Genomic DNA, 26,295 nt, shown 5'->3' with positions numbered 1-26,295 from the left:
GGTGGAAGGGTGAAGCGTCTTCCACCCTACGGGGTTGGCCCGCGAATTTTCGCGCGCATGGCGCGCTCCCACTTTTGAGGCCCGGCCGCGGCGCGCTCTGTAGCCTGGGTTAGCCGAAGGCGTAACCCTGGGCGGTGACGATGGTTTGCACAAATCCCGGGTGTCGCTGCGCTCGACCCGGGCTACGAGTTGCCAGGATGCAGGTGGATGGCCAGCCACAGCGCACCTTCGCTGGTGCGCTCCACCCGATGGGGTGTGCCGGCCGGTAGAAACAGATGATCGCCGGCAGTGAGCTCGATCGCTTCACCGGCCACCGTCATGCTCGCCTCGCCGCGGGCCAGCAGTACCCATTCATCCTGTTCCTGCACGTAGTCCACCGATTCGATCCGCGACGAGCTGAGGATGCGTTCGACCACCAAGTTGCGATGGCTGAGCAGGGTGTCGAAGCGCTCGCCCTGGGCAGGCGGCTCGCTGTCGTGGAACAGGTTGGTAACCGGCATGTTCAAGGCTCGCAATCAGGGGTCAACGGCGGCCGGGTTTGGGCACGCCGGCGACCAGCAGGTGGTGGTGATCACGGCAGTAGAGTTCCTCGTACCAGCCGTAATGCGGATCGTTGCAGTGGCCATGTTGCAGGCAGGTCGGTAGCTGCTTGAGGTCGCTCTTGAAGTCCTCGCGCAGGGCGGCGAACAGCGAGTCCGGTTGCGGCCAGCCGGCGCGATGGGGCGCCTGGCCGAGGCTGTTGCCCAGGCGCAGTTCACGCTCGAGGATGGCGGCCAGTTCGCTACACAGGCTCATTTCGCAGGCGGCGCCGCATCGATTTCCTTGGCCAGGCGTTCGACCTGCTCCTGGCGCTCGACCTGATCGACCCGTGCACCGGGGTTCAGGGACGACCACTCTGGTCGTGCGCGGGCGACGCGCAGGGCGCCCGGTAGCTTGCCTTCGCGCCATTGGCTGTCCTGCAGGGCGCCGAGGCGTACCGCTTCGACGGCCGCGTGGCCGCGGCTATCGAGGGCCTGTAGCAGATGCTGCTGGCGCAGGGCGAGCAGGCGCAGCACGGCGTCGTCGACGGTCAGCTCGCGCTGGCCCTGGAGCTTGCCCTTGAGGCGCGCGCCATAGTTGCGCAGGGTCTGCGCGCCGCCGCCGAGCAGCGCGCCGGCTAGTGCCGCGGTGCCCAGGGTCAGGCCGCCGACCAGCAGGTCGACGCCCGCCCCGGCCGCTGCCCCGGCTGCCGCGCCGCCGCCCAGGCGAATGCCCAGTTGCTTGATGGTTTCCGGGTTGAACAGGTCGTCGCCCCAGCGACCGTCCAGCAGGGGCAGATCGTCAGCCCGGGCGTCTTCGCGGCGAAAGGCGTACAGGCGCAGCAGGGCTTCCACGCAGCGCTGTTCACGCTGGCGCACCTGGGCGCGCAAATCCTCGATGGCGTTTTTTTCCAGCTCAGGCTGGTTGGCCACGCTGCGCCGACAGGCCGCGCAGTCGACCAGCAGCTCGGCGATCAGGCGCTTGGCGCTGCGGTGGCGAGCCAGACGCTGGGCTTCGTGATCGTCGATCAGGCGTTGCAGTTGCGGACGCGATTTCTCGTGCATCAGCGCCAGGCTCTCGTACAGCCGGCGCTCACCATCGAGCGGCGGCGCCACGCTGTCGAAACGCACCAGGGCGTGCAACCCCAGGCGTGCCAGTGCTTCGCGCCAGTCGTCCTCGCGGTGGTTGGCGCCCGCCACGAAATTCAGCACCGGCAGCAGCGGGCGGCCACACATTGCCAGCACGTTCAGCTCGTCGCGGTACTTGGCCAGCACCGGCTCGCGGGCATCGATCACGTACAGGCCGGCATCCGATGCCTGTAGCTGGCGCAGCACCTTGGCTTCCTGTTCGAAGCGCTGGCGCGCCTCGCTGCCTTCCATGAAGCGCGCCAGCCGCGCCGGGCCGTCGAGGCGCTCGCCTGGGCGGTCCAGCCCATCGAGGTAGTCGAGCAGGGCGATGGCATCTTCCAGGCCCGGTGTGTCGTACAGCTCCAGCAGCGGCTCGCCGTCTACCGACAGGCGCGCGCCTTCGACGTGGCGGGTGGTGCTGGGGCGATGGGACACTTCGCCAAAGCCGACGTCACGGGTCAGGGTGCGCAGCAGCGAGGTCTTGCCGACGTTGGTGTGGCCGACCACGGCGAGCTTCAACGGTTGGCTCATGGGCGATAGCCTCTGGCAAACGGTCGATTCGCGCGACGGTTGGTATCAGTCATGGCCAGTCTCCAGCCAGGTCAGGGGCGAGCTTTCGCGGTGGGCCAGTTGCAGTTCGTCCAGCGCCCTGTGCCAGTCGCCAAGGCGCTCGCTGTCGAGCAGCTCGCCCTGGGGCGGCTGCAGCAGCCAGATGCGGGTTGCCCCGGCGCAGCGGGCCAGCTCGGCGAGCAGCGCCAGGCTGCCGCGATCCGGCGAGCGCCGTGGGTCACAGGCAATGGCCAAGCGCGCGGGCGGAAAGCGGGTCAGCTGGTCGAGCAATTGACGGCGCTGTTCGCGGCTGTCGATGATGCCGGCGTCGGCCACCGATTTGGGCAGCACCGGCGGCCAGGGGCGGCGGTCATCCAGCTCGATGGCGACCAGCAGCGCACCGCTGCTGGTGTCGACGCCAGCGGCGGACTGCACCTGATAAAGCTGCGCTGGCTCGGCATCGCATACGCCCAGGCGTTCGCTGTTGGGCTGCAGGCGGTCGCGCAAGAGGTCGTAGCCGGGCTGCGACAGATCCAGGGTCAGCCGCGCGGTGCCTGCTCGCCAACGCACCAGGCACACTAGGCCCAGCAGCAGACGCGGCAGCAGCCCGTAGATCACCAGCACGCCGATCAGCCAGCCGGCCCAGGCATGCCGGGCCGCTTCCAACGGCAGTGGACTGTCGCCGCTGGCGCGGATGGTGGCGGCATCGGGTACCGGAAAACCCAGCAGGCCGGGCAATGCACCCAGGGCCTGAGTGAGGGCAACGAAGGTGTCGCCGCCCAGCAGGGTGGTTTCCCACACGAAGCCATAGCGACGGGTGGACAGCAGCGCCAGCAGCATCACCAGGGCGGTGCTCAGCGCCACCAGCCAGAGGCCGTGCACGGCCATGCCGACCAGCCAGCGATTGAGGCGCTGGCGGCGCAGCAGCAAGACCAGGGCAGGGCCGGTGTGCAGTGCACTGGCATCGCGGGCCAGTTTCTCGCTGAGCCACAGCCACAGGCGGCCGAGCACCGCGCCATGACCGCCACCGAACAGCAGGCCTAGCAACCAGCCCAACAGCATCAGAACATGCAGGCCGAGCAGGCTACCCAGGGCCCAGAACACATTGACCGGCGTCTGTCCGTCGCCCAGGGCGGCTACCGCCAGGCCGGCGCCGCTGGCCAGGGCCAGCAGGCCGAGCAGCAGCAGGGCCAGGCGCGCACCCTGTAGCCAGTGGCGCTGCGCCTGCACCTGGCCATCGCGTTCGGCCAGATGCAGGGCACGGTTTTCGATGCGGGTGGCCAGGTCACCGCCGGCGGCCTGGGCGCGCCGGTTGGCTTCGCTGTCTTCGAGCAGGCCGGCATGTTCTTCGCGCAGGCGCACGGCCTCGCAGAGCCAGAGGCGTTGCAGCTTGGGTAGGGACACGCGATCTCCCGGTGAGTGTCAGTCTCCGGGAGCATACCGGTGCAAGCTGGATGACAAAAGCGCGCCGTTACCGTTGCCTGGCGGCGCGCAGGCGCACGGCGATATCCGGCTGGTCGATGAACAGCCCATCGATGCCGGTGGCCAGGAAGGCGCGCAGTTCGGCGTCGATATCGCCACGCGCGGCCGGGTCGCTGCCCCGCTGCAGATCAGTGGGCAGAAACTGGTTTTCGGCGCGGAAGGTGTAGGGGTGCACCAGCAGACCGGCGGCGTGGGCGTCGGCGACGAAGCGCGTCGGCTCGCCCAGGCTGCCGTCCGCTTTGCGCGGGATCACGTAGCCCTTGTCTGGGCCGACGCCGTTGGCGTAAGCGGCGACTGCCTTCAGCCCGGCGGGCGTGGCCATCTGTTCATAAGTCAGCGGGTTGCCCAGCTCGACCTGATCCTGTGGCTGGCCCTTGCCGTACAGCTGTAACAGGCGCAGTGGGCTGAGCTGGCGCAGCGCTCTCAGGTTGCTCACTTCGAAGGACTGGATAAACACCGGCGCCTTTGCGTCCCGATAGCCGTTGCGGGCCAGGGCTTCGACCAGCGGCTTTTCCATGGCCAGACCGAGTTTCTGGAAGTGCGCGGGGTGCTTGGTTTCGATATACAGGCCGATCTCGCGGCCCTGGCTGACCTGCAGCGCCTTCACCAGGTCGATGATTTCCTGCAGGGTCGGGATCTCGAACTGGCCATCCAGGCGGGTGTTGCCCGGGCGAACGTCGGGAATCCGCTCGATGGCGCGCAGGCGTTTCAGTTCGGCCGCGGTGAAGTCTTCGCTGAACCAGCCGTCGAGCTCGACGCCGTCGATGCGGGCCTTGCGTTTGCGGTCGGCGAACTCCGGGTGCCGGGCTACATCGGTGGTCAGGCCCAGCTCGTTATCGTGGCGAGCGAACAGCTGGCCGTCCTTGCTCATCACCAGGTCGGGCTCGACATAGTCGGCGCCTTGCAGCACCGCCACTGCGTAGGCGGCGAGGGTGTGTTCGGGTAGGTAACCGCTGGCGCCGCGATGCGCGATGATCAGCGGCTTGCCGTCGTCGGCGCGCTTGGCTGTGGGCGTTACCGAGGTTTCTGCGTACGCCGTGAAGGGAAGGGCAAGCAGGGCGCTGAGCAGCAGTGCGCGGGCTTGGTGGATCGGCATTGGCATCTCTCCAGAGTGGGCTTGAGTGGTCAGCCTGCACCGACAAAGATGGCGTGACGATGACAGCGCGGCAAGGTATGCCGGCCGATAGTCCGCTCTGCTATGCTCGCCGCCATGACGAATCGACTCCCCCTCTGCCTGATCGCCGCCCTCGCCGAAAACCGCGTGATTGGCCGCGACAACCAACTGCCCTGGCACCTGCCAGCGGACCTCAAGCACTTCAAGGCCAAGACCCTCGGCAAACCGATCATCATGGGTCGCAAGACCTGGGATTCGCTGGGCCGGCCGTTGCCAGGCCGCCTCAACCTGGTGGTCAGCCGCCAGGCCGGCCTCACGCTCGAGGGTGCTGAAGTATTCGCCACGGTCGAGGCGGCCCACCAGCGCGCCGAGGCCTGGGCTCGCGAGCAGGGCGTCGACGAAGTGATGCTGATTGGCGGCGCCCAGCTCTATGAGCAGGCACTGCCAGTCGCTGACCGGCTTTACCTGACCCGCGTGGCGCTGCAGCCGGAAGGCGATGCCTGGTTCCCAGCGTTCGATGAAGCACAGTGGCAGCGCGTTGATCGCGACGACCAGCCTGCCATCGAGTCGGCGCCTGCGCACAGCTTCGAGACCTGGGCTCGTCGGTAATCCGCTTCTGATCTGTTTCTCAATCGCCACCGCCACTCGGTGGCGTTTTACCTTGTGCGCCCATTAGAGACAGCAACGCCATGAACGACACTCCAGGCTCTGACGAGCGAGAGACGATTGCCGATTTTTTCATTCGTCACCCGCTCTGGGAGGATGCCCTGGCGCTCGTGCTCGGCACCGCGATGGTCGCCTTGGGCATCACTTTCTACAGCCATGCCGGCTTGCTCACCGGCGGCACGGTGGGCCTGGCGTTTCTGCTCAAGTACCTCGCCGGCTGGTCATTCGGTGCGGTGTTCTTCGTGATCAACCTGCCGTTCTACGCGCTGGCCCTGTGGCGCATGGGCTGGGCGTTTACGCTGCGCACATTGTGTGCGGTCGGCCTGGTTTCCCTATTGGCCGAACTGACGCCGCACTGGATCAGCTTCGCCGCGCTCAACGAGCTTTACGCCGCGCTGTTCGGTGGTTTCGCCATGGGCCTGGGCTTGCTGATGCTGTTCCGTCACCGAGCCAGCCTGGGCGGCGTGAACATCCTCGCACTGTATCTGCAGGAGCGCTTCGGCTTTCGCGCTGGCGCCGTGCAGATGGGCGTGGACGCTGCCATCGTGCTGGCGTCGATCTTCGTCGTCGCCCCTGAAAAGGTCGCGCTGTCGGTACTCGGCGCTGTGGCGCTGAACATGGTGCTGGCGATCAATCACCGCGCCGGGCGCTATATGGGCGTGAGTTGAGGCGCCTCGCGAGCGCACGAAAAAGGCCGCATTAGCGGCCTTTTTCGTCTTGGACGGATTGTCTCGGACGTATGAGCTTAGTGCGTGTCTGCCTTGGCCGCGCTTTCCGGCAGGAACCAGTTGAGCACCAGCGCACAGATGCCGCCGGTGGCCACGCCGGATTCCAGCACGTTGCGCAGCGCCGCCGGCATGTGGGCGAGGAACTCCGGCACCTGGGAAACGCCGAGGCCAAGGGCCAGGGACACGGCGATGATCAGCAGCGCGCGGCGGTCCAGCTCGATGCCGGCGAGGATGTTGATGCCCGACGCCGCCACGGCGCCGAACATGACCATTGCCGCGCCGCCGAGCACCGGCTCCGGCACCGCCTGGATGATCCCGGCCACCGCCGGGAACAGGCCGAGGATCACCAGCACCAGGGCGATCCACACGCCGATGTGGCGGCTGGCGATGCCGGTCAGCTGAATCACCCCGTTGTTCTGGGCGAAGATCGAACTGGGAAAGGTGTTGAACACGCCGGCCAGCAGGGAGTTGACGCCGTTGACCAGCACGCCGCCCTTGATGCGTTGCATCCACAGCGGGCCTTCCACCGGCTGGCGCGACACCTTGCTGGTGGCGGTGACGTCGCCGATGGCTTCCAGGGAGGTCACCAGATAGATCACCAGCATCGGGATGAACAGGCTCCACGAGAAGCCCAGGCCGAAGTGCAGCGGCGTCGGCACCTGGAACAGTTCGGCCTGATGCATGCCGGTGAAGTCCAGGCGGCCCAGGTAGCCGGCCAACGCGTAGCCGACCAGCAGGGCGATGACGATGGCGCAGCTGCGCAGCCACACCACGGGAATGCGGTTGAGCACCACGATCACCGCCAGCACCACGCCGGACAGCAGCAGGTTCTCGCCGTTGGCGAAGGTGCCACCCGCCATCGCGCCGTAGCCGCCGCCCATGCTGATCAGGCCGACCTTGATCAGTGTCAGGCCGATCATCAGTACTACGATGCCGGTCACCAGCGGGGTGATCAGCTTCTTCACGAACGGCAGGATGCGCGAGATGCCGATCTCCACGAACGAGCCGGCGATCACCACGCCGAAGATCGCCGCCATCACGCCTTCCACCGGCGTGCCCTGCTTGACCATCAGCGCGCCACCGGCGATCAGCGGGCCGACGAAGTTGAAGCTGGTGCCCTGCACGACCAGCAGGCCGGCACCCAGCGGACCGAAGCGACGGCACTGAACAAAGGTGGCGATACCGGAAATCACCAGGCTCATGGACACGATCAGGTTGGTGTCGCGGGCCGATACGCCCAGCGCCTGGCAGATCAGCAGGCCCGGGGTGACGATCGGTACGATGATCGCCAGCAGATGCTGTAACGCAGCGAGGATCGCCACTAGCGGGCGCGGGCGGTCTTCGAGGCCGTAGATCAGTTCGCCGTTACGTGGTGAGTCGCCTGGTTGCATGGTCGTGGCTGCCTGGAAAAACGGCGGATTCTACTGCCTGGGCGAGGCAATCCCAAGTGGCGGTCGACAGGGCGAGAGCCTTGGCGAGCAAACCAACCGCTGCGCGGGTAGTCTGAGCACGCACAGTTATCCAGGAGCGGCCCAGCCATGAATTGGTCTTTGAACATCGGTAAAACGAAGCACCGTACAAGCCCGTCGCTGCAGGTGCGGTTACCGGGCTGCGCCAAGTGCCAGCGTGGAGTACGCCCATGAGCCATTTCCCTGACGACATAGACCTGCAGGCGTTCTGGGACGACAGCGCCTACGCCCGCAGGGAATTCACCGACGTGCCGCCCAGCGATGCGCTGGTTGCCGAGCTCGAAGCGGAGCTGGGCTACCGTTTGCCGGCGTCGTATGTCGCATTCATGCGCCGACATAATGGTGGTACGCCGCACAAGTGCTGCTTTCCCACCGAGGAGCCGACCTCGTGGGCCGAGGACCATGCCGCAATCACCGGGTTTCTCAGCATCGGGCGGCACAAGCGGTACTCGCTGTGTGGTGAACTCGGCAGCCGTTTCATGATGCAGGAGTGGGGCTACCCAGATATTGGCGTGTACATCTGCGACTGCCCGTCCGCCGGCCATGACATGATCGCGCTCGACTATCGCACTTGCGGTCCCAAGGGCGAGCCGCAGGTGGTACACGTCGACCAGGAAGGCGACTATCACATCACCGTCCTGGCCAAGGATTTCGAGACCTTCGTGCGCGGGCTGGTCACTGAAGAGGCCTTCGATACCTCCGAGGAGGATTATCAGGAAGACCTGCGGCGGGTCACGGAAGGTGAGTTCTCCGAGATGCTTGCGCCGTTGCTGAGCGACTTCCCGCCGTTTCCCGCTATCGGCGAAGCCGTCCGCGCGGTCGCTGTGCAATTGCACGAAGAAAAACGCTATTTCGCCCTGCACGCCGACCCGCTGTCGTACCTGCTGTATGACGTGCAGTTCTGGGTCTACCAGCACTGCCATCGCATCGAGAGCCGGGAGCAGTACCTGGAGGCGTATTCCGCGATGATCGCTTTTGGCGGGCGAGGCTTCAGCACGGGCGGCTATGCGCCGGGGTTCGTCGAAGACTGGTTCAAGGCGCGCTTCAGCGCTCGCGAGCTGGTCGAGAGTAAACACGGCATTGTATTCAGCGAGGATTTCGAGAAGCAATTGATCGAGCGCCTCGCTCCATTTGTCGCGGCCAACTGACAGCTCTAAGCTAATCGTTAAATGTTATTGGAGAGTTATTTTTTATAACCATAAATTTCTCGCAACAGCGCCACTGAGGCGCGCGGTAGCCGGGACAGCCTGGTGCCCTTTGCGAGGAGTTGCCCATGAAACACACCATCAAGACCCTGCTGCTCGCCGTCGTGGCTGCCACCAGCCTGCAGGCGAATGCTGCTGACCCAATCGTTATCGGTTACCAGACCGGTGTGGACCCGTCCAAGGTCGCCCAGGCCGACGGTGCCTACGAAAAAGCCATTGGCGAGAAGCTCGATTGGCGGCGTTTCAACTCCGGTGCCGACGTGGTGACCGCCCTGGCCTCCGGTGATGTACAGATCGGCAACCTCGGTTCCAGCCCGCTGGCCGCCGCCACTTCGCGAAAGCTGCCGCTGGTAGCATTCCTGGTTGCTGCCGAAATCAATGCTGCCGAGGCGCTGGTCGTGCGCAACGGCAGCGGCATCGACAGCCCCGAGCAACTGGTCGGCAAGACCATCGCCACGCCATTCGTGTCCACCTCCCACTACAGCCTGCTCGGCGCCTTGAAGCACTGGAAGATCGACCCGAGCAAGGTGAAGATCGTCAACCTCAACCCGGCCGAGATCAACGCCGCCTGGAAGCGCGGCGACATCGACGGCGCCTTCGTCTGGTCGCCGGCGCTGGGTGAAATCAAGCGCAGCGGCAAGGTATTGACCGATGCGGCCGAAGTCGGCAAATGGGGCGCGCCGACGTTCGAGGTGTGGGTCGCGCGCAAGGACTTCGCCGAGAAGCACCCAAAAGTGCTGGCCGAATTCGCCGGCGTGACCTTGAGTGCCTTCGCCGACTACCAGGCCAACGTCGCCAAATGGACTGCCGACTCCGAGCAGGCCAGGAAGATCGCCAAGCTGATCGGCGCCAACCCCGCGGATGTTCCCGAGTTGCTGGCCGGCTCGACCTACCCCAATGCCGAGCAGCAGGTGAGCGCCGAATTGCTCGGTGGCGGCACCGCCAAGGCCACCGCCCGCACCGCCGAGTTCCTCAAGGAACAGAAACGCATTCCCGCCGTGCTGCCGGATTACTCGCCCTACGTGAGCGCCGATTACGTGCGCAAGGCGCAGTAACCGCGAATTACCTTCATGCCACGTTTCGCCCCTTTTCGGAGGGGCTTTTTTAATTGAGGAGTCGACCATGAGCCGACTGAACGCCGAGCGGGTCAGCCTGAGTTTTCAACGCCGCGGCCACTCGCAGGTCATTCTCAACAGCTTCGACCTGCAGATCGAAAAGGGCGCATCCGTGGTGGTGCTCGGCCCTTCAGGCTGCGGCAAGTCCAGCCTGCTCAACGTGCTGGCCGGTTTTCAGCCGGCGGACAGCGGTCGCGTGCATATCGACGGTAAAACCCTGCAAGGTCCGGGTGGCGAGCGCGGCGTGGTGTTTCAGGACGACGCGCTGATGCCCTGGCTCGATGCCCTCGACAACGTGGCGCTGGGCCTGCGCCTGCGTGGCCTGAGCAAGGCACAGCGGCATGCCCGGGCGCTCGAAGTGCTGGAGCTGGTCGGCCTGGCCAGTCACGCGCATCACCAGGTTTCCGAGCTCTCCGGTGGCCAGCGTCAGCGCCTGGGGTTGGCGCGTGCCTTGGCGGTCGATCCGGATTTCCTACTGCTCGACGAACCCTTCGGCGCTCTCGATGCACTGACTCGCGAACGTATGCAGGTGCTGCTGCTCGATGTCTGGAAGCGCACCGGCAAGGGCCTGTTCCTGATTACCCACAGCGTCGATGAAGCACTGTTCCTGGCCACCGACCTGATCGTGCTGGACGGCCCGCCTGCCCGTGCGGTGTTGCGCCGCCAGTTGCCGTTCGCCCGTCGTTATCTCGCCGGCGAGCCGGTGCGTTCGATCAAGGGCGACCCGGCCTTTGCCGAGCTGCGCCAGGAGCTGCTCGATGTCTTTCTTCAGGAGCCCGCCGACCATGCCTTCTGACGCGCTGCAAACCACGTTGAACAACCGCAGCCGCCGCTTGGTGATCGGCTTCGACCGTCGCCGGGTGGCCGCCTTCGGCACCCTGGCGGGATTGGCGAGCCTGTGGTGGCTGGCCACGCACCTGGGCTGGGTCGACACCATCTTCCTGCCGGCACCCGAGCAACTGCTGGTGGCGTTCAAAGGGCTGCTGCACGACGGTTATCTGGACGCCACCCTGTGGCAGCACCTGAGCACCAGCCTGGGGCGCGTACTGATCGCGGTGCTGGCGGCAGTGGTCACAGCCGTGCCGCTGGGCATCGCCATGGGCCTGAACCCGACGCTCAACGCCGCGCTTGACCCGCTGGTGGAGTTCTACCGGCCGATTCCGCCGCTGGCCTACCTGCCGCTGATGGTGATCTGGTTCGGCATCGGCGAGCTGTCCAAGGTGCTGCTCATCTACATGGCGCTGTTCGCGCCACTGCTGATCGCCACCGTCGGCGGCGTGCGCCGGGTCGACAAGGCGCGAATCCAGGCCGTCCGCTGTCTGGGTGCCAGCCGCGCGCAGGTGGTGCGCCATGTGATTCTGCCCAGCGCGCTGCCGGACATTCTCACCGGTCTGCGTATCGCGCTTGGTGTCGGCTGGTCGACGCTGGTCGCTGCCGAGTTGATCGCCGCCAACCAGGGCCTGGGATTCATGGTGCAGTCCGCCGCGCAATTTCTCGCCACCGATGTGGTGGTGGTCGGCATTCTGCTGATCGCCAGTATCGCCCTGACCATCGAGCTCGGTTTGCGGGCTCTGCAAAAACGTTTTGCGTCCTGGAACTAGACGACATGAGCATCCATTTCGAACGTATCGGCCAGGCTCTCGGTGCCCGCGTAACCGGTATCGACCTGTCGCAACCGCTGGATAGACTGACCCATACCGCACTGCATCAGGGCTTGCTGGAACATCAGGTACTGTTCTTTCGCGACCAGTTGCTGACACCCGCACAGCAACGTAATGCGGCGGCGATGTTCGGTGACCTGCACATTCACCCGATCTACCCGAAGATCGACGAGCAGCCGGAAATCCTGTTGCTCGATACCGACCTCAACGATCTGCGTGACAACGCGCTGTGGCATTCAGACGTGTCGTTCATTCAGTCACCACCGCTTGGCTCGTTGCTCAGCGCCCGGCAGGTGCCGCCCCACGGCGGCGACACGCTGTGGGCCAGCTGCTCGGCGGCCTACGAAGGGCTGTCCGCACCGATCCGTAACCTGCTCGACGGCCTGACCGCGGTGCATGACCTGACCCTGTCGTTTCCGCTCGAGCGCTTTGGCAATACCCCCGACGCGCTGGATAAATGGAACGCCGCCCGCGCCGCCAACCCGCCAGTGACTCACCCGGTGATACGCGTGCACCCCGAGACCGGGCGCAAGGGCATCTTCGTCAGCGAATCCTTCACCACCCATATCGTCGAACTGCAGCCGGGCGAAAGCACTGCGTTGCTGCAGATGCTGTTCAAGCAGATCGCCAAACCGGAATATTCCGTGCGCTGGCAATGGCGCCAGGGCGATCTGGCGTTCTGGGACAACCGCCTGACCCAGCATTACGCCTGCGACGACTACCGCCCGCAGCGGCGCATCATGCACCGCGCGACGATTCTTGGGGATCGGCCGTTCGGGCCGGGCGAAACCGTGCAAACCGCAGCCGCTGCCTGACACGGATCGTTCCCACTAACGCATCAGATCGTTTCCACGCTCTGCGTGGGCATTGGGCCTGTGGCGCTCTGCCCACGATTTGCGGGTTCAGAGAGTGATGTACGGACGCAGAGTGTCCTGCCAATGCATTCCCACGCGGAGCGCGGGAACGATCAATCAATCGACCTAGAAGTCCGCCTTCACGGACAGCATGAAGTTGCGCGGCTCGCCGTAGAAGTTGCCGAAGCCTTCGGTGCCGACGGTGGTGTAGTAGCGCTTGTCGAACAGGTTGTTGCCGTTGAGGGCCAGCGACCAGGTGTCATCGACGCGGTAGCCGATGCGGCCGTTCCATATGGTGTAGCCCGCTTGGGAGATGTTATTGCCGCTGATCGGCGAGGTGCGGTAGTTGTTGCTCTGGGCGTTGAAGCCGGCGCCCACGGTGAAACGCTCCAGTGGCCCGCTGAGGCTGTAATCACCCCATACGCGCAGCAGATGCCGCGGCACGTAAGAGTTGTACGACACGCCATTCTGGTCCGGGTCTGCATCTTCCAGCACCTTGGTCTGGGTGTAGGTGTAGCCGGCCAGCAGTTGAAGGCGGTCGATCACTTCACCGCTGATTTCCGCTTCGAAGCCTTGGGCGCGTACCTTGCCGGAGTTTTGCGAACAGCTGCCGTCGGCGCAGTTCGGGTCGGTCTGGGCGGCGTCTTCCTGGAGGGTGCGGAACAGGCTGAATGAGCTGTTCAAACGGCCTTCGTACCACTCGCCCTTGATGCCCAGCTCATAGCTTTTGCCGATCAGCGGTTTCAGGGTGCTGCCATCGATTGTCTTGAGGTTGCCCTGGGGCGTGAAGATGTCTGTGTAGCTGGCGTAGGCCGTCAGGTTGTCGTTGAGGTCGAGTAGCAGGCCGGCGAAAGGCGTGACCTGCCCGGTTTCGGTGGTTTCCGAATTGGCCGGGGTGCCGACACCGCGAAAGTAAGCGATGGCGTCAGTTTCGGATTTGTACCAGCTGACGCGGCTGCCAAATACCAAAGTCAGTGGCTCGGCCAGCTTCAAGCGAGCGGTTGAGTAGACGCCGTATTGCTTGATGCGAATGTCCAGCGGGCCTCCGCGCGAGGCGTTGGCCAGGTAGTAGCTCTCATCCGGTTGTGGCAGATGATGATCAGGATCGAGCACGTTCTGGCGCTGAGGCAGTGCCGCCACTGCGAAGAAGTCATCTTTGTGGGAACGGCTGGTGTTGGCGCCAACGATTAGCTCGTGCTGCCTGCCAAAGGCGTCGAATTTGCCATCGACGTAAGCGTCGAGACCGTAGTCCACCTGGTCGTAGTCATAAATGCTGCCGAGCACCAGCGTGCTGGAGCTGCTGGCACCAACCGGTACAGAGCCACTGGGAAAGGCGTACTCCATCTCTTGGGTGTTTCGCGACCAGACGCCCGCTATCTTCAGCGCCCAGTTGTCGTTGAGCTGGTGCTTCACATCACCGAACAGCGTGGTGCGTTTGCTGCGCTGGTTGTTCCAGGAAGGATTCTGGCAGGTGGAGCGGCTCAGCTTCAGGTCTTTGCCATCGGCGTAGCGCGGCACGCCAGCCCAGCAGGGCGTTGCGTCCAGGTCTTCGTAGGCGACGCCCAGACCAAACGTGGTGTCGGCGCTCAGGTCGAAATCCACAGCGCCGTAATAGATCTGATCCTTGCGCTCGGCGACGTCGTAGAAGTAATGGCGACTTTGCTGGGTCGCCACGGCCCGGCCGCGAATCGTACCTGCTTCATTGAGCGGGCCGCCGGTATCGACCTGGGCGCGATAGTTTTCCCAGGTGCCGGCAGAGAGAGACAGCTGAGTATGAGGCGTGTACTGGCCGCGCTTGCGCACGAAATTGACGCCGCCCGCCGTGCCGCCAGCGCCTTTCATCATCCCGGCTGCACCGCGCAGCACTTCGACACGGTCATAGATGGCCATGTCGCTGGAGAAACTATCGGCTTGTGCATAACTGCTACCGATGTCCAACGGTACGCCGTCGTACTGATACTGCCCGGTCATGCGGAAGCCGCGGGAGTAGAAATATTTACCGCCCATGGGCGAGTCATACACGGTGATGCCCGGAGTTTTCTCCATGACCTGCTCGATGGTATTGAGGTTCTGGTCATCGAGCATCTTGCGGGTTATTACCGTGACCGATTGCGGCGTGTCTTTAAGCGAGTACTGGCCTTTGCCGATAGTCACGGCGCCTGTGGTGTACGAACCGCTGCCTTCGGTGGTGTCGCCCAGGCCGTTGGCGTTGATGCTGGTGGCGCCCAGCTCCAGCGAACTGCCGCTGCTCACGGCGGCCTCCAGCGCGTAGTTATCCCCAGCCTTGAGCGGCCGCAGGCCTGTGCCGGCGAGCAGTTGGGCAAGGCCGGCATCCACAGAATAACTGCCGCTGAGCCCGGCGCTACGCTTGTCAGCGGTCAGGCGCGAGTCCACTGAAAGCAGGATGTCGGCTTCGCTGGCGAAGCGATTCAGCGCCCCGTCGAGGTCGCCGGCGGGAATGGCATAGCTTCGAGTCTGGGCAGTGACGGCCGATTGCGCCTGTGCGGTGGGTACGATCAACAAGGGGCTGGCGGCCAGTATGCCGGCGAACAGTACGCGGGTGATCGACAGGCTCAGCGCTGAGCGCTGGGATGTAGGCAGGTACGGCATTCTGATTATCCTCTGAGAATGCGTCTTTATTGGGTTCAAGAGGTATCCCGTGCGACCCGGCAAAACCGACAACCGGTTTTGAGAATTATTTGCATGTCTTAATGATCAGATAGTTCCCACGCTTTGCATGGGCATTCAGTTTGTGGCGCTCCGAGCCACGATTTGCGGGCACAGAGAACGATGTCAGTACGCTTCGCGTCCGTCAGGTTCAGCCGTCGCCGAGGTTTAGGCGCGGAGCGCCCCAAGTAGCATTCCCACGCGGAGCGTGAGGAGCGATCAGCTGTCAGTCTCTAGCCCGCACGCTGACCCAGTAGCGAGTGATGCTGTGTACCTCGACCGGTAGCGATTGCTGCAATGCGGTCAGCACACGGTCGGTATCGGCGAGCGGGAATACGCCGGTCAGCGGCAGCCTGGCGACTGCCGGATCGCAGCGCAGCACGCCGGGGCGGTGACGCGCCAGCTCGCTGAGGAACTGCCCCAGCGGCATGCGCTCGGCGATCAGCCGGCCCTCGTCCCAGGCGATGCTGTTACGGTCTGCCCGGCCAATGGCGGTGGCGCGCTCGGCACTGAACCAGCGTTGCTGGCCGGCGAGCAGACGGGAGGGGGGGGCGCTACGTGGGCGCAATTCCAGTTCGCCTTCGTAGAGTTCGACGCGGCTGCCGCCGTCCACTTCATACACCGAGAAGCGCGTGCCCAGCGCCTGGATTTCGCCAGTGGCGGTTTCCACGATCAGTGGGCGGCGAGCGGCATCATGGCCGCTGTCGAGCAGCAGTTCACCTTTGAGCAGCCTGATGCGTCGTTCCGTTTCGCTAAAACGGATATCCACCGCGCTGTCGCTGTTCAGCGCCAGCCGGCTGCCATCGGAGAGGGTACGTTGCAGGTGCTCGCCGGTGCCGCTGCGCAGATCGGCCATGGCTTCGCGCCAGGGCAGCTTTGCCTGGGCCAGGTAACCGCTGCCGCCCGCTACCAGTAGCAGGCCGAGCATCTTGAGAGCCTGGCGACGATGGGCATCAGGTTGCTCACGTAGCACGGCGCTGGCAGTGTGCGCCGACACGCCGGCCAGGGTGCCCTGCAGCTTTTCAAGGCGGCGCCAGGCACGCAGGTGCTCGGCATCGGCCGCCTGCCATTCAGCGAAGCGGCGCTGCTGCTCGCCATCCATCTCGCCGCCCCATTGCAGCATCAGCCAGTGGCTGGCCTGCTCGACGATGGCGGGAGTGATGGGTGCGTCGCTGGCGCGCTTCATTCGGCGTATAGAACCTGATAGCAGGCCGTGATGGCGCGCAGCATGTACTTCTGCACCGAGCTGACGCTGACCTGCAGGCGCTCGGCGATCTGTGGATAAGTCAGGCCCTCGAACTGTGACAGCAGGAAGGCCTCGCGCACCCTGGCGGGCATGGCGTCGAGCATTGCATCGATCTGCAGCAGCGTTTCGACAACCAGCGCACGGGTTTCCAGCGAGGGCGACTCGGGTTCGGCGAGGTGAGCGATGCTCTCTAGGTAAGCCTTCTCGATCCGCTGCCGGCGCCACTGGTCGATGACCAGATTGCGAGCAATCTGCGTCAAGTAGCTGCGACCCTCATCGATGCTTGGCAAACGGCCGCTGAGTAGCAGGCGCAGAAAAGTGTCCTGAGCAATATCCGCTGCCTGCTCACGATCGCCCAGGCGATTGCGCAGCCAGCCTTGCAGCCAGCTGTGTTGGTCGCGGTACAGGGAGTCGACGCTTTGTAGCGTTGATGGGGGCGGAGCGCTGGACACCAAAACTCCCTTGGCGTGCGCCAGTGCGGATAAGAATTGATCTCGATTGTAGGCGGGCGGCTGCGCTTTGTGAACTGGATTGATTACACGTGGCTGGCGTCCGTTGCGGTGTGAGGCTTGTACCCGCATCAGCGAAGGCGGCTTGGCAGGTGCCCGATTACGGCTGGCTGCCAGCTTCTGCGTCGGCATGTATTACGCCTGCTTGCGACAGTTTTGGCCGCTATGCTTCAGGGTCAACAACCCGCTTGTATCTGGGCAACCATGCGCCGCTGCACCCCCAAACCTCACCGGTTTGGCCGGAGCGTCGTGCGCCATCTCTCTACATGGACGGCAGGTAGCTATGGACATCATTACGCGACTCACCATGCTGCGCCGGGCTGGCTTGCCTTTCAAAAGCGTGATTTCCATGATGGGGGTGGCCTGCATACTGACCGGCGCACTGATCGTATATCTGGTGGGGCAGGCCGGAACCACGCAGGCCGTGCTGTCGTTGACGTCCACCAAGTTCCACGATGTCGGCAACCTCATGTCGGAACAGATGGGCCGCGTGCTCGAACCTGTGCAAGCCACGTTGCGCCAGCTCTCGTTCGACCCGCTCACCACGGACACTCAAGTGGATGAACGCCTGGCTCGGGCGTTTGTGCTGATCGAGGAGCTCAAAGCCAACCCGCTGGTGACGGCCCTCTATGTGGGTCATGCCTCGGGGGATTTTTTCCTGGCCCGGCGGCTGGATGCCAGCGATGCCCAGCGGCGTTTCCTGCCGCCTGCAGATGCCGTCTACCTGATCCAGTCGATGTCGCACCCGGCTGGCGGTGCGCCGCTGGGCGAATTCATTTTCTACGACGCACAGCTCGACCTACTTGAGCGTCGCCCGCAGCCGGACTACGCATTCGACCCACGAATCAGGCCTTGGTACCAGGCGGCCGTGCAGGCTCCCGGCGTGCCCGCGTTGTCCCCACCCTACGTGTTTTTTACCACGCAGCAGATCGGCCTGACGCTCAGCCAGACCAGCCGCTCCGGGGGCGCGGTGATTGGTGTCGACGTAACGCTGAGTGACCTGGCCTCGTACTTGGGCAAGCTGAAGCTGACTCCAGGCACTGAACTGGCCCTGCTGGGCCCCGATAACCAGGTACTGGCTTACCCGGACATGTCTCGTGTACTGATCCCCGGAGGCGACACATTCGACTTTCGCAAGATCGATGACCTCGGCGCGCCCAGCCTGCTGCATCTGGTGAACACCCCGCAAGGCGGTTCGGATGCCCAGGATTTTGAGGCGGCCGGCCAGCGGTGGCTGGGCATGACGTTGCCCATCGCGACGTGGAAAAACCAAGGCGTACGGCTGCTGATGTCGGCCCCCTACCAGGAGCTGACGCAGGACATCAGCCAGATGCAACGTCGCACGCTTCTTTACATCGTCATCGCTGTGCTCGCTTTCCTGCCGTTGGGCTGGTGGGGCGGCAATTTGATCGGCCGAAGCCTGGGCCGCTTGACCCAGCGCACACAGGCCATAAGGAGCTTCGACTTCAAGGCCCACGCGCATGCAGGCCCCGTGAGCGTAGTGCGTGAAGTGGCTGAGCTGTCCCGCGATATGGACGCCATGGCGGATACGATCAACTGCTTCCTGGCGATCAGCCAACACCTGGCTACTGAGACCGATATGTCGCGCATGCTGCAAGCGGTGCTGCATGAGGTTGTCCATGCCACACAGTGTGTATCGGGTGCGGTCTACCTGTACCAGGACGGCAGCATGCAGCGTAGTGCCCTCGAAGGTGAACACTGCGCGCGGTTGCCCAGCCAGTTCCGCTACGTTGCAGCCCAGGCCCCGCGCGTTGCCGCTCAGGCCGGTGCGCCTCGGCTGGAGCAGGTGGACCTGGAGCTGCGCGACCGCAGCGGTCAGTTGCAGGGGCTGCTGGTGCTGGCGCACCAGGGCATGGCCACGCATGCCGACGACGGTTTTTCGGTTTTTATGGCTCAGCTGTCGGGCATGCTGGCCATCTCCATCGAAACACGGCAGCTGATCGACGCACAAAAGAGCTTGCTCGACGGCGTGATACGGCTCATGGCCGACGCAGTCGATGCCAAGAGCCCCTACACAGGCGGCCACTGCCAGCGTGTGCCCGAGTTGGCGCTGCTGCTGGCAGACCAGATGAACCGCGAGACTGCAGGCCCCTACAGCGGGTTTTGCATGGACGCGGCGCAGCGTTATGAGTTCTACCTGGGCGCCTGGCTGCATGACTGTGGCAAGGTCACCTCGCCCGAGCACATCATCGACAAGGGCACCAAACTCGAAACCATTTACAACCGTATTCACGAGGTGCGCATGCGCTTCGAGGTGCTGTGGCGTGACGCTGAAATTGCGCACCGCGACCGCCTGCTGGCGGGCCAGCCGGTTGATGCATCGACTGCCACCCTACAGGCCCGACACCGCGAGCTGAGCGACGACTTCGCCTATGTGGCCCAATGCAACATCGGCGGTGAAGTGTTGGCCGATGCGGCCGTGGAGCGTATCGAGCGTATCGGCGCCCAGGGCTGGGTCCGGCATTTCGATAATCGGTTGGGGCTGGCCATCGGCGAGTTACGTCAATTGGAAGCCACGCAGCCTGACGTGCCAGCAATGCCGGTCATGGAACCGCTGCTGTCCAACCGGCCCGAGCACGCGATTGCCTGGGGCACTGATAAACCGCCTGTAGAAAAGCACGACCCGGCCAATCACTATGGCTTCGACATGCAGCTGCCGCCCCATCGGCAAAACATGGGCGAGCTGCACAACCTGTCGATTCGGCGCGGTACGCTGACCGCCGAAGATCGCTTTCGCATCAACGACCATGTGGTGCAAACGTACATCATGCTGCGTAACCTGCCCTGGCCGCAGAACCTCGCGAAGGTGCCCGAGATCGCGGCCACTCATCATGAAAGACTCGACGGCAACGGCTACCCGCGCCGGCTAAGCGCCAGTGAGTTGACCACGGCCGACCGCATCATGACGCTGGCCGATGTGTTCGAAGCCCTGACCGCCGCCGACCGGCCATATAAAGAGCCCAAGCGCCTGTCCGAATCGCTGCGCATCATGGCCCTGATGTGCAAAGACAATCACCTCGATGTCGCGCTGTTTCGCTACTTCCTGCAAAGCGACATCTGGCGCGTTTTCGCACAGCGCCACATGCACCCCAGCCAGATCGACACCGTGGACATCGCGGCACTTGAAGCACTGCTGCCCGCCTGAATAGACGCCATGATCCGGTTGCAGCCTGTTCACGATTGATCGGTGGCTGGGAATGGTTACAAACCGGGCAGCGCAAGGCTGCCCGGTAGCCACCTTCTTCAACCTCGCCTGACAAGAGCCCGCTCAGTAACAGCCGGCTTACCTTTGCGCCAAGCCGGCGCTATCTGCGTAAGATCCAGGGTGCACCCGTTGTCACCGTGGCGTAACCGAAAACCTGAACTTAGCAGCGCCCTCCAGTGACTGATTGATTAAGGGCAATCAGCCCATGCGAATTAACAGCCCTGGAGGCGGATATGTCGGATCACCACACCTACAAAAAGGTCGAGCTGGTTGGCTCATCCACGACCAGCATCGAAGATGCCATCAACAATGCCATCGCCGAGGCGAGCAAGAGTATTCGGCATCTGGAGTGGTTCGAAATCACCGAAACCCGTGGTCACATCGCCGATGGCGCGGTGGCCCACTATCAGGTAACCCTGAAGGTTGGCTTCCGCGTCGCCAACAGCTGATCGCGGGCATCTGTAGCCGCAGCCACTTGCCATACCGGCAATCTGCGGCTTTATTGAGTCGGGCCGCTTCAAGGCGCCCGGAGTTGTTCACTGTTACGAGGGAGCGTTTGTGATGAAGAAAGTGTTGTTTGCAGCAGGCCTGATGGCGCTCGCTGGCTCGACCTTCGCAGCTGCTAAAGACTGCGAAACGCTGAAAAGCGAGATCGATGCGAAAATCCAGGCCAAGGGTGCTTCGTCCTACACCCTGGAAATCGTCGACAAAGGTAGCGTGACTGACCGCCAAGTTGTGGGCACCTGCGATGGCGGCACCAAGGAAATTGTCTACCAGCGCAACTGATGACGATGGTCGAAAGCCGGCTCGCAGCCACTGCGATGCCGGCTTTTTACTGCCTGCAATTTGCCACGAGGTGGCCTGAGGCGGTCGGGAGGCGTAGGATAAGACCTACTGTTTTACTAGGTTAATGCTCCGGCATTATCCACCAGCAAGGGTTATCTCATGTCCGCACTCGCCAAACTTCCTTTCTCGGTTCTCGACCTGGCCCCCATCCGCGACGACGGCAGCCCGCAGCAGGCGCTGCACAATTCGCTGGCGCTGGCCCGGCATGTCGAGTCATTGGACTTCAACCGCTTCTGGGTCGCTGAGCACCACAACATGGATGGCATCGCCAGTTCGGCAACCGCCGTGCTGCTCGGTTACCTGGCGGCTGGCACGTCGCGCATTCGCCTCGGTTCTGGTGGGGTGATGCTGCCCAACCATGCGCCGCTGGTGGTCGCCGAGCAGTTCGGCACGCTGGCGACCCTCTATCCGGGGCGCATCGAATTGGGCCTGGGCCGCGCGCCGGGCGCCGACCAATTCACCGCTCACGCGCTGCGCCGCGAGCGCTCCGGCAGCGCTGACGATTTTCCCCAGGACGTCGCCGAACTGCAGCGCTACCTCGGCCCGCGCACACCGGATCAACGGGTCATCGCCGTACCGGGTACCGGCACCAACGTGCCGATCTGGCTGCTGGGTTCCAGCCTGTTCAGTGCCCAGCTGGCCGGTGAGCGTGGCTTGCCTTACGCCTTTGCCTCGCACTTCGCGCCGCGCTATGTGCACGAGGCGATTCGCGTCTACCGCAATGCCTTCACGCCGTCTGAGGTGCTCGACAAGCCCTACGTGATGCTCGGCGTTCCGTTGCTGGCTGCCGATAGCGACGAGCAGGCGCAATACCTGGCGACCTCAGCCTACCAGCGGATTCTCTCGTTGATCCGCGGTCAGAGCCTGGTGCAGCGCCCGCCAGTGGAGTCGATGGAAGGCCTCTGGCTGCCCCACGAGCGCGATGCCGTAGGCAGCTTCCTGGGAATGGCCGTGATCGGTGGCCCGCAGAAGATTCGGGCGCGCCTGGAGGTGTTGCTGGAGCAGACCGAGGCCGACGAGCTGATCTTTACCTGCGACCACTACGACTTTGCCGACCGTTTGCACGCCTTCGATATCGTCGCCGGGCTGCGCTGATCACCTTGCGCTGGCGGTAAAAAACTCGAACTTGCCTGGCCGCTGTCTCTCTGAATTCTGTATCCCTCATCAACAGGAGCACAGAGATGAAGAAGACAGCATCGGCCCATTGGCAGGGCGGCATCAAGGACGGCAAAGGCACCATTTCCACCCAGAGCGGCGTGCTCTCCGAGCAACCCTACGGCTTCAACACCCGCTTCGAAGACAAGCCCGGCACCAACCCGGAAGAATTGATCGGTGCGGCCCATGCCGGCTGCTTCTCCATGGCGCTGTCCAAGGAGCTGGGCGAAGCGGGTATGACCGCTGAAAGCATCGACACCAAGGCCGAAGTGACCCTCGACAAGCAGGGCGACGGCTTTGCCATCACGGCGGTGCACCTGTCGCTGAAAGCCAGGATCCCAGGCGCTGACCGCGCTGCGTTCGAGAAAGCGGTAGAGACCGCCAAGACCGGTTGCCCGGTATCCAAGGTGCTGAATGCGGACATCACCCTGGAAGTGGTATTGGAAGCCTGATCGGCTCCTGCCTGCGACGCCTGAGCCGCCTTGTGCGGCTCAGGCGTTTTTATCTCTCAGATCAAAAAGTGCCGCAGCGCAGATTCTTGCCCCGTGCCAGCACGTTGCGGTCGGCATCGTAGAGCACCGCATGGGCCCGCATCACCACCGAGCGAGCCTCGACGCGATAACGCTGGCCAGCTTTGAAGTCGTCGTAGCGAATGCGCACGTCACAGGTTAGCTGCTGTGGCTCGGACATCATCGAAGTGCTGCCACCGCCGGCTATTTCGAAGCGATAGCGCATCTCCAGTTCGTGGGCACCGGGCGTGACCTGAAAGTAACGCCCATCGTTGACGCGCTCGCGGTCGAGACGCTCTGCCATCAGCAAGTCGATGCCTTCACCCTTGAGGTCGATCCAGGCCATGTTGGGGTCTGCAGCGGGCAGCGGCGAAGCGCAGGCGCCAAGTAGCAACAAGCTGGCGAGCAGTAAAGGCTGGCGCATCGTGGTGTCTCCCTTGGCGCGTATGCTGGTGGGCGCAGTATCGCGCAATGCTGTCGTGAGTTCGCGGTAGGATGTGGCGTTTACCTTCGCATGACGATAGCCATGTTCGAGCAGCGCACTTCTCTTCTTGTCGACCTTTCGCGCCGCGCCGCGGTTCCCCTGCTGGCGCTGCTGCTGACCGGCTGCAGCACAGTCGATTACTACGGGCAGCTGGCGCGCGGGCAATTGCAGCTGCTGGGCGCACGGCAACCGGTGCAGGCCGTGATCGACGATCGGGCGACCGATGCGCAGGTGCGTCAGCGCCTAGTTCTATCCCAGGAGGCTCGCCGGTTCGCCAGTGCGCAGCTGGCCCTGCCAGATAACCGCAGCTACCGCCTGTATGCCGATCTGCAGCGGCCTTTCGTGGTGTGGAATCTGTTTGCAACGCCCGAGTTTTCGCTGCAGCCGCAGTTGCATTGCTTCCCGATTGCCGGCTGCGTGGCCTATCGCGGGTTTTACGAGCAGAACCGTGCTCGTGGCGCGGCGGCATTGCTCAAGGCGCAGGGCCTGGACACTTATCTGGGGGGCGTCGAAGCCTATTCGACGCTGGGCTGGTTCGATGATCCGATCCTCAACACCATGCTGCGCTGGAGCGATGAGCGCTTGGTGGCGGTGATCTTTCACGAGCTGGCACACCAGCAGTATTACCTGGCGGGCGACACGGCGTTCAATGAGTCCTATGCCACCTTCGTCGAGCAGCAGGGCTTGCGCCAGTGGCGGGCTGCGCGTGGTCTGCCGGCGCCGAAAGAGCTCGGTATTCAGCCGCGGGAACAATTCACCGAGCTGGTATTGGCCAGCCGCGCACGTCTAGAAACCCTCTACGCCAGTGGCCTGGATAACGAAGCGATGCGCGCCGGCAAGCTGGCGGAATTCGAGCGCTTGCGCACCGAGTATCGGCAACTGTGCGCCAGTCAGTGGAATGGCGTGGGCTACTACGACGGCTGGATCAATGGCCCTTTGAACAATGCCAAGCTGCTGCCCTTTGGGCTCTATGATCAGTGGGTCTCGGCGTTCGCCAGGCTGTTTGCCGAGGTCAACGGCGACTGGCCGACGTTCTATCGGCGGGTTGCCGAACTGGGGGCTTTGTCACAAACGCAACGGCTTATACAACTGCAAGCGCTGGCTGCTGTCTCAGACTAGGGTCTGAACCAACTACACGCAGAGGATGGTCGTGATGAAAGGATGGACGGCAGTGATGCTGGTGCTGGGCGTAATGAGCAGCAGTGCCTGGGCAGCGCCCAAGTCGTGCGAAGAGCTGAAGCAGGAAATCGAAGTGAAGATCCAGGCGGCGGGCGTGGGTAGCTACACGCTGGAGATCGTGCCCAATGAAGAAGTCGAAGATGACGCCATGGTCATCGGTACCTGCGATGGCGGCAGCCGCAAGGTGATCTACCAGCGCAATGACCTGACCGGCTCACGGATGATGTAGCGGCCTAGGCAGCTATCGCTTCAGCCAGCGAATGCCTGGTGCAGCTGCGCCAGGGTTTGCACATGGTAAGCCGGGCGCTCGCCCGTGAGTTCTTCCAGGCTACCGAACCCGTAACCGACCGCCACCGCCTGCAAGCCGTTGCTATGGGCGCCAATCAGGTCGTGCTTGCGGTCGCCGATCATCAGTGTGTCGGCCGCAGCCAGGCCTTCCTGCTCGAGCAGGTGGGCGATCAGATCCACCTTGTCCGTGCGCGTACCATCCAACTCGCTGCCGTAGATGGCTTTGAAGTAGCGTGCGAAATCGAAGTGCCGGGCGATCTCGGTGGCAAACACCGTGGGTTTGCTGGTAGCGATGTACAAGGTGCGGCCCTGATCCTGCAGCAGTTGCAGGAACTCGATCACCCCGTCGAACAGCTGGTTTTCGTAGAGGCCAACCTCGCGGAAGCGGTCACGGTAGTGATTTACCGCCTCCCAGGCGCGCGCCTCCGTCAGGCCGTAGGTGTGCATGAAGCACTGCAGCAATGGCGGGCCGATGAAGTGCTCCAGCGCTACTAGGTCGGGCTCGTGGATATCCAGTTTCGACAGCGCATATTGCACCGAGCGGGTGATGCCTTCACGCGGGTCGGTGAGGGTACCGTCGAGGTCGAAGAGAACGGTGCGCTGCTGCATGTCGGGGTATCCACTGGCCTGAGTCGGCGCGGATTGTCCCGCACCGCAAGGCGCCGCGGCAACTCAGGCGGCGAGCGGACGGTAGATCCAGCGCAGGCTCAGGTGGGTCACCGGCCAGAGTAGCGCCAGCAACAGAACGCCGAACAGCACCATCAACACCAGCACCAGAAACTCCGAGCCGGCGTACAGCGCCACCAGCAACACGAAACCCAGCACGCCGGCCACCAACAGCCAGATCACCATGCATACCAGCACGCTCGCCAACAAGCGGCCTATGGCCAGCCGCGGTAACTGCGCCGGGAGGGAGCGGTGGGCGGCGATCAGCGCCACCAGCCCGTACACCAGGCCGATGGCACTGCTTAGCCCGAGCATCCATTCCATGCCGTAGGGGCTGATGGCGGTGGAAGGCAGCAGCGTCAGCAGCTTGGTGTAGAACACGAGGAACAGCAGGCCGAAGGCCAGTGCGGTCTGGCCACGACTCACTCGGGTGAGGCCGGTTTGGAACTGCCCCGCGCGGCGCATCAGGTGCAAGCTCAGCCACAGCGGCAGCAGGGTCGCCAGCATGAAGGACACCAGGTTGAGTGGCAGCATGAGCAGAGTTGGCGAGAATCCACCGGCATTTTCGTACAGCCAGGGCCCTATCTGCGCCCACAACAGGTTGTAGAGCAGGCCGACCACGAAAATAGCAATCAGATACAGCCCCACAAACAGTGCCATAAGCCGCGCCGGGTGGCTGACATCCACCAAGTTGTGACGCTGCAGATAGTAGCGGGCGAGCAGCAGCGCGCTACAGCCATCGACCGCCAGCGCACTCAGCCAATAGGCGGCCAGCTGCCACAGGTTGTTCAGGTAGGCCTGGAAATACTCCGGCTCCAGCGTCAGCCACATGATGACCCAGTGGATCACCAAGCTTGCCGTGCAGCACGCTAGCGCGGTGAACAGCAGGCGTATGGGCAGCCGTGACGCTTGGCGAGTGTCATTGGAAGAGACAGGCTCGACCGGATTTATCGCGTAGGGGTTGACCATGAAGATTCCTGATTAGGCGGGAAAAGACGCGTTTAACGGCGGACTGTATCGCGATTCAAACG

At 63.7% G+C, this 26,295-nt stretch carries 26 protein-coding genes; 14 read left to right on the top strand and 12 right to left on the bottom strand.

The window, feature by feature from the left end; translation table 11 throughout:
- Nucleotides 1–182: 182 nt before the first annotated feature.
- The 5 genes from BUC40_RS05120 to BUC40_RS05100 form a co-directional block, all read right to left on the bottom strand.
- A complete protein-coding gene (locus tag BUC40_RS05120) occupies nt 183–500 on the bottom strand; it encodes a cupin domain-containing protein (protein WP_073263230.1) in 318 nt (105 codons plus the stop codon).
- Nucleotides 501–522: 22 nt separating this feature from the next.
- Nucleotides 523–795, bottom strand: a complete 273-nt coding sequence (locus tag BUC40_RS05115; RefSeq protein WP_073263228.1) for a hypothetical protein — start codon at nt 793–795, stop codon at nt 523–525.
- A complete protein-coding gene (locus BUC40_RS05110) occupies nt 792–2,177 on the bottom strand; it encodes a GTPase/DUF3482 domain-containing protein (RefSeq protein ID WP_073263227.1) in 1,386 nt (461 codons plus the stop codon). Before BUC40_RS05110 ends, BUC40_RS05115 begins: the two co-directional genes overlap by 4 nt.
- Nucleotides 2,178–2,222: 45 nt before the next feature.
- On the bottom strand, nt 2,223–3,599 hold the full coding sequence (locus BUC40_RS05105; protein ID WP_073263225.1) for a DUF2868 domain-containing protein: 1,377 nt from the start codon (nt 3,597–3,599) through the stop codon (nt 2,223–2,225).
- A gap of 67 nt (nt 3,600–3,666) precedes the next feature.
- Nucleotides 3,667–4,773 carry a glycerophosphodiester phosphodiesterase gene (locus BUC40_RS05100; RefSeq protein ID WP_139272110.1) on the bottom strand — a complete coding sequence of 369 codons (1,107 nt, stop codon included), beginning with the start codon at nt 4,771–4,773 and terminating at the stop codon, nt 3,667–3,669.
- 102 nt (nt 4,774–4,875) lie between these two features.
- On the opposite strand from BUC40_RS05100, the gene BUC40_RS05095 reads away from it, so the two are divergent.
- Both BUC40_RS05095 and BUC40_RS05090 read left to right on the top strand, forming a co-directional pair.
- Nucleotides 4,876–5,400: a dihydrofolate reductase gene (locus BUC40_RS05095; protein ID WP_073263222.1), complete on the top strand. Its 525-nt coding sequence runs from the start codon at nt 4,876–4,878 to the stop codon at nt 5,398–5,400.
- A gap of 80 nt (nt 5,401–5,480) precedes the next feature.
- Complete coding sequence (locus BUC40_RS05090) at nt 5,481–6,125, top strand: YitT family protein (RefSeq protein ID WP_073263216.1); 645 nt, start codon at nt 5,481–5,483, stop codon at nt 6,123–6,125.
- Nucleotides 6,126–6,202: 77 nt separating this feature from the next.
- Here the strand turns inward: BUC40_RS05090 and BUC40_RS05085 are convergent, their stop codons facing one another.
- A complete protein-coding gene (locus BUC40_RS05085; RefSeq protein ID WP_073263214.1) occupies nt 6,203–7,576 on the bottom strand; it encodes a uracil-xanthine permease family protein in 1,374 nt (457 codons plus the stop codon).
- 248 nt (nt 7,577–7,824) lie between these two features.
- Between BUC40_RS05085 and BUC40_RS05080 the strand changes: the two genes are divergently transcribed.
- From BUC40_RS05080 to tauD, 5 genes are all read left to right on the top strand, one after another.
- On the top strand, nt 7,825–8,802 hold the full coding sequence (locus tag BUC40_RS05080; RefSeq protein ID WP_073263213.1) for an SMI1/KNR4 family protein: 978 nt from the start codon (nt 7,825–7,827) through the stop codon (nt 8,800–8,802).
- 125 nt (nt 8,803–8,927) lie between these two features.
- Entirely contained in the window at nt 8,928–9,914 is a 987-nt protein-coding gene (gene tauA, locus BUC40_RS05075; protein WP_073263212.1) for a taurine ABC transporter substrate-binding protein, read from the top strand.
- 67 nt (nt 9,915–9,981) lie between these two features.
- Nucleotides 9,982–10,770 carry a taurine ABC transporter ATP-binding protein gene (locus BUC40_RS05070; protein ID WP_073263210.1) on the top strand — a complete coding sequence of 263 codons (789 nt, stop codon included), beginning with the start codon at nt 9,982–9,984 and terminating at the stop codon, nt 10,768–10,770.
- Nucleotides 10,760–11,575 (top strand): taurine ABC transporter permease TauC, encoded by an 816-nt coding sequence (tauC, locus tag BUC40_RS05065; RefSeq protein ID WP_073263208.1) that lies wholly within the window; start codon nt 10,760–10,762, stop codon nt 11,573–11,575. The genes BUC40_RS05070 and tauC overlap by 11 nt, the downstream gene beginning before the upstream one ends.
- Nucleotides 11,576–11,580: 5 nt before the next feature.
- Nucleotides 11,581–12,450, top strand: a complete 870-nt coding sequence (tauD, locus tag BUC40_RS05060) for a taurine dioxygenase (protein ID WP_073263207.1) — start codon at nt 11,581–11,583, stop codon at nt 12,448–12,450.
- Between the two features lie 165 nt (nt 12,451–12,615).
- On the opposite strand, the gene BUC40_RS05055 is transcribed toward tauD, so the two are convergent.
- The 3 genes from BUC40_RS05055 to BUC40_RS05045 form a co-directional block, all read right to left on the bottom strand.
- Entirely contained in the window at nt 12,616–15,099 is a 2,484-nt protein-coding gene (locus BUC40_RS05055; protein WP_083593325.1) for a TonB-dependent siderophore receptor, read from the bottom strand.
- Nucleotides 15,100–15,382: 283 nt separating this feature from the next.
- The gene (locus BUC40_RS05050; protein WP_073263205.1) at nt 15,383–16,342 is read right to left on the bottom strand and encodes a FecR domain-containing protein; all 960 of its coding nucleotides are present in this window, start codon (nt 16,340–16,342) and stop codon (nt 15,383–15,385) included.
- On the bottom strand, nt 16,339–16,854 hold the full coding sequence (locus tag BUC40_RS05045; protein ID WP_073263887.1) for a sigma-70 family RNA polymerase sigma factor: 516 nt from the start codon (nt 16,852–16,854) through the stop codon (nt 16,339–16,341). Before BUC40_RS05045 ends, BUC40_RS05050 begins: the two co-directional genes overlap by 4 nt.
- A gap of 340 nt (nt 16,855–17,194) precedes the next feature.
- Here BUC40_RS05045 and BUC40_RS05040 point away from each other — a divergent pair, with 340 nt between their 5' ends.
- From BUC40_RS05040 to BUC40_RS05020, 5 genes are all read left to right on the top strand, one after another.
- A complete protein-coding gene (locus BUC40_RS05040; RefSeq protein WP_073263203.1) occupies nt 17,195–20,077 on the top strand; it encodes an HD domain-containing phosphohydrolase in 2,883 nt (960 codons plus the stop codon).
- A gap of 293 nt (nt 20,078–20,370) precedes the next feature.
- Nucleotides 20,371–20,586 carry a dodecin gene (locus BUC40_RS05035; RefSeq protein WP_073263201.1) on the top strand — a complete coding sequence of 72 codons (216 nt, stop codon included), beginning with the start codon at nt 20,371–20,373 and terminating at the stop codon, nt 20,584–20,586.
- A gap of 112 nt (nt 20,587–20,698) precedes the next feature.
- Nucleotides 20,699–20,923: a DUF1161 domain-containing protein gene (locus BUC40_RS05030; protein WP_073263199.1), complete on the top strand. Its 225-nt coding sequence runs from the start codon at nt 20,699–20,701 to the stop codon at nt 20,921–20,923.
- Nucleotides 20,924–21,082: 159 nt separating this feature from the next.
- Nucleotides 21,083–22,078, top strand: coding sequence for an LLM class flavin-dependent oxidoreductase (locus BUC40_RS05025; RefSeq protein WP_073263197.1), 996 nt, complete (start codon nt 21,083–21,085; stop codon nt 22,076–22,078).
- Between the two features lie 86 nt (nt 22,079–22,164).
- The gene (locus tag BUC40_RS05020) at nt 22,165–22,590 is read left to right on the top strand and encodes an OsmC family protein (RefSeq protein WP_073263195.1); all 426 of its coding nucleotides are present in this window, start codon (nt 22,165–22,167) and stop codon (nt 22,588–22,590) included.
- A gap of 61 nt (nt 22,591–22,651) precedes the next feature.
- Here the strand turns inward: BUC40_RS05020 and BUC40_RS05015 are convergent, their stop codons facing one another.
- Nucleotides 22,652–23,071: a PA0061/PA0062 family lipoprotein gene (locus tag BUC40_RS05015; RefSeq protein ID WP_073263193.1), complete on the bottom strand. Its 420-nt coding sequence runs from the start codon at nt 23,069–23,071 to the stop codon at nt 22,652–22,654.
- Between the two features lie 102 nt (nt 23,072–23,173).
- Between BUC40_RS05015 and BUC40_RS05010 the strand changes: the two genes are divergently transcribed.
- Together BUC40_RS05010 and BUC40_RS05005 are read left to right on the top strand one after the other, a co-directional pair.
- Nucleotides 23,174–24,250, top strand: a complete 1,077-nt coding sequence (locus tag BUC40_RS05010) for an aminopeptidase (RefSeq protein WP_073263191.1) — start codon at nt 23,174–23,176, stop codon at nt 24,248–24,250.
- A 34-nt stretch (nt 24,251–24,284) separates the two neighbouring features.
- Nucleotides 24,285–24,539 carry a DUF1161 domain-containing protein gene (locus BUC40_RS05005; RefSeq protein ID WP_073263189.1) on the top strand — a complete coding sequence of 85 codons (255 nt, stop codon included), beginning with the start codon at nt 24,285–24,287 and terminating at the stop codon, nt 24,537–24,539.
- A gap of 20 nt (nt 24,540–24,559) precedes the next feature.
- Here BUC40_RS05005 and BUC40_RS05000 read toward each other — a convergent pair whose 3' ends face one another.
- Complete coding sequence (locus BUC40_RS05000; RefSeq protein WP_073263187.1) at nt 24,560–25,207, bottom strand: HAD family hydrolase; 648 nt, start codon at nt 25,205–25,207, stop codon at nt 24,560–24,562.
- 63 nt (nt 25,208–25,270) lie between these two features.
- Nucleotides 25,271–26,233: a hypothetical protein gene (locus BUC40_RS04995; protein ID WP_073263185.1), complete on the bottom strand. Its 963-nt coding sequence runs from the start codon at nt 26,231–26,233 to the stop codon at nt 25,271–25,273.
- Nucleotides 26,234–26,295: the final 62 nt, after the last annotated feature.

Source organism: Phytopseudomonas punonensis (assembly GCF_900142655.1).
Classification (GTDB): domain Bacteria; phylum Pseudomonadota; class Gammaproteobacteria; order Pseudomonadales; family Pseudomonadaceae; genus Aquipseudomonas; species Aquipseudomonas punonensis.
Note: the sequence above shows the minus strand (reverse complement) of the source record. Positions and strands in the feature narration are given on the sequence as shown.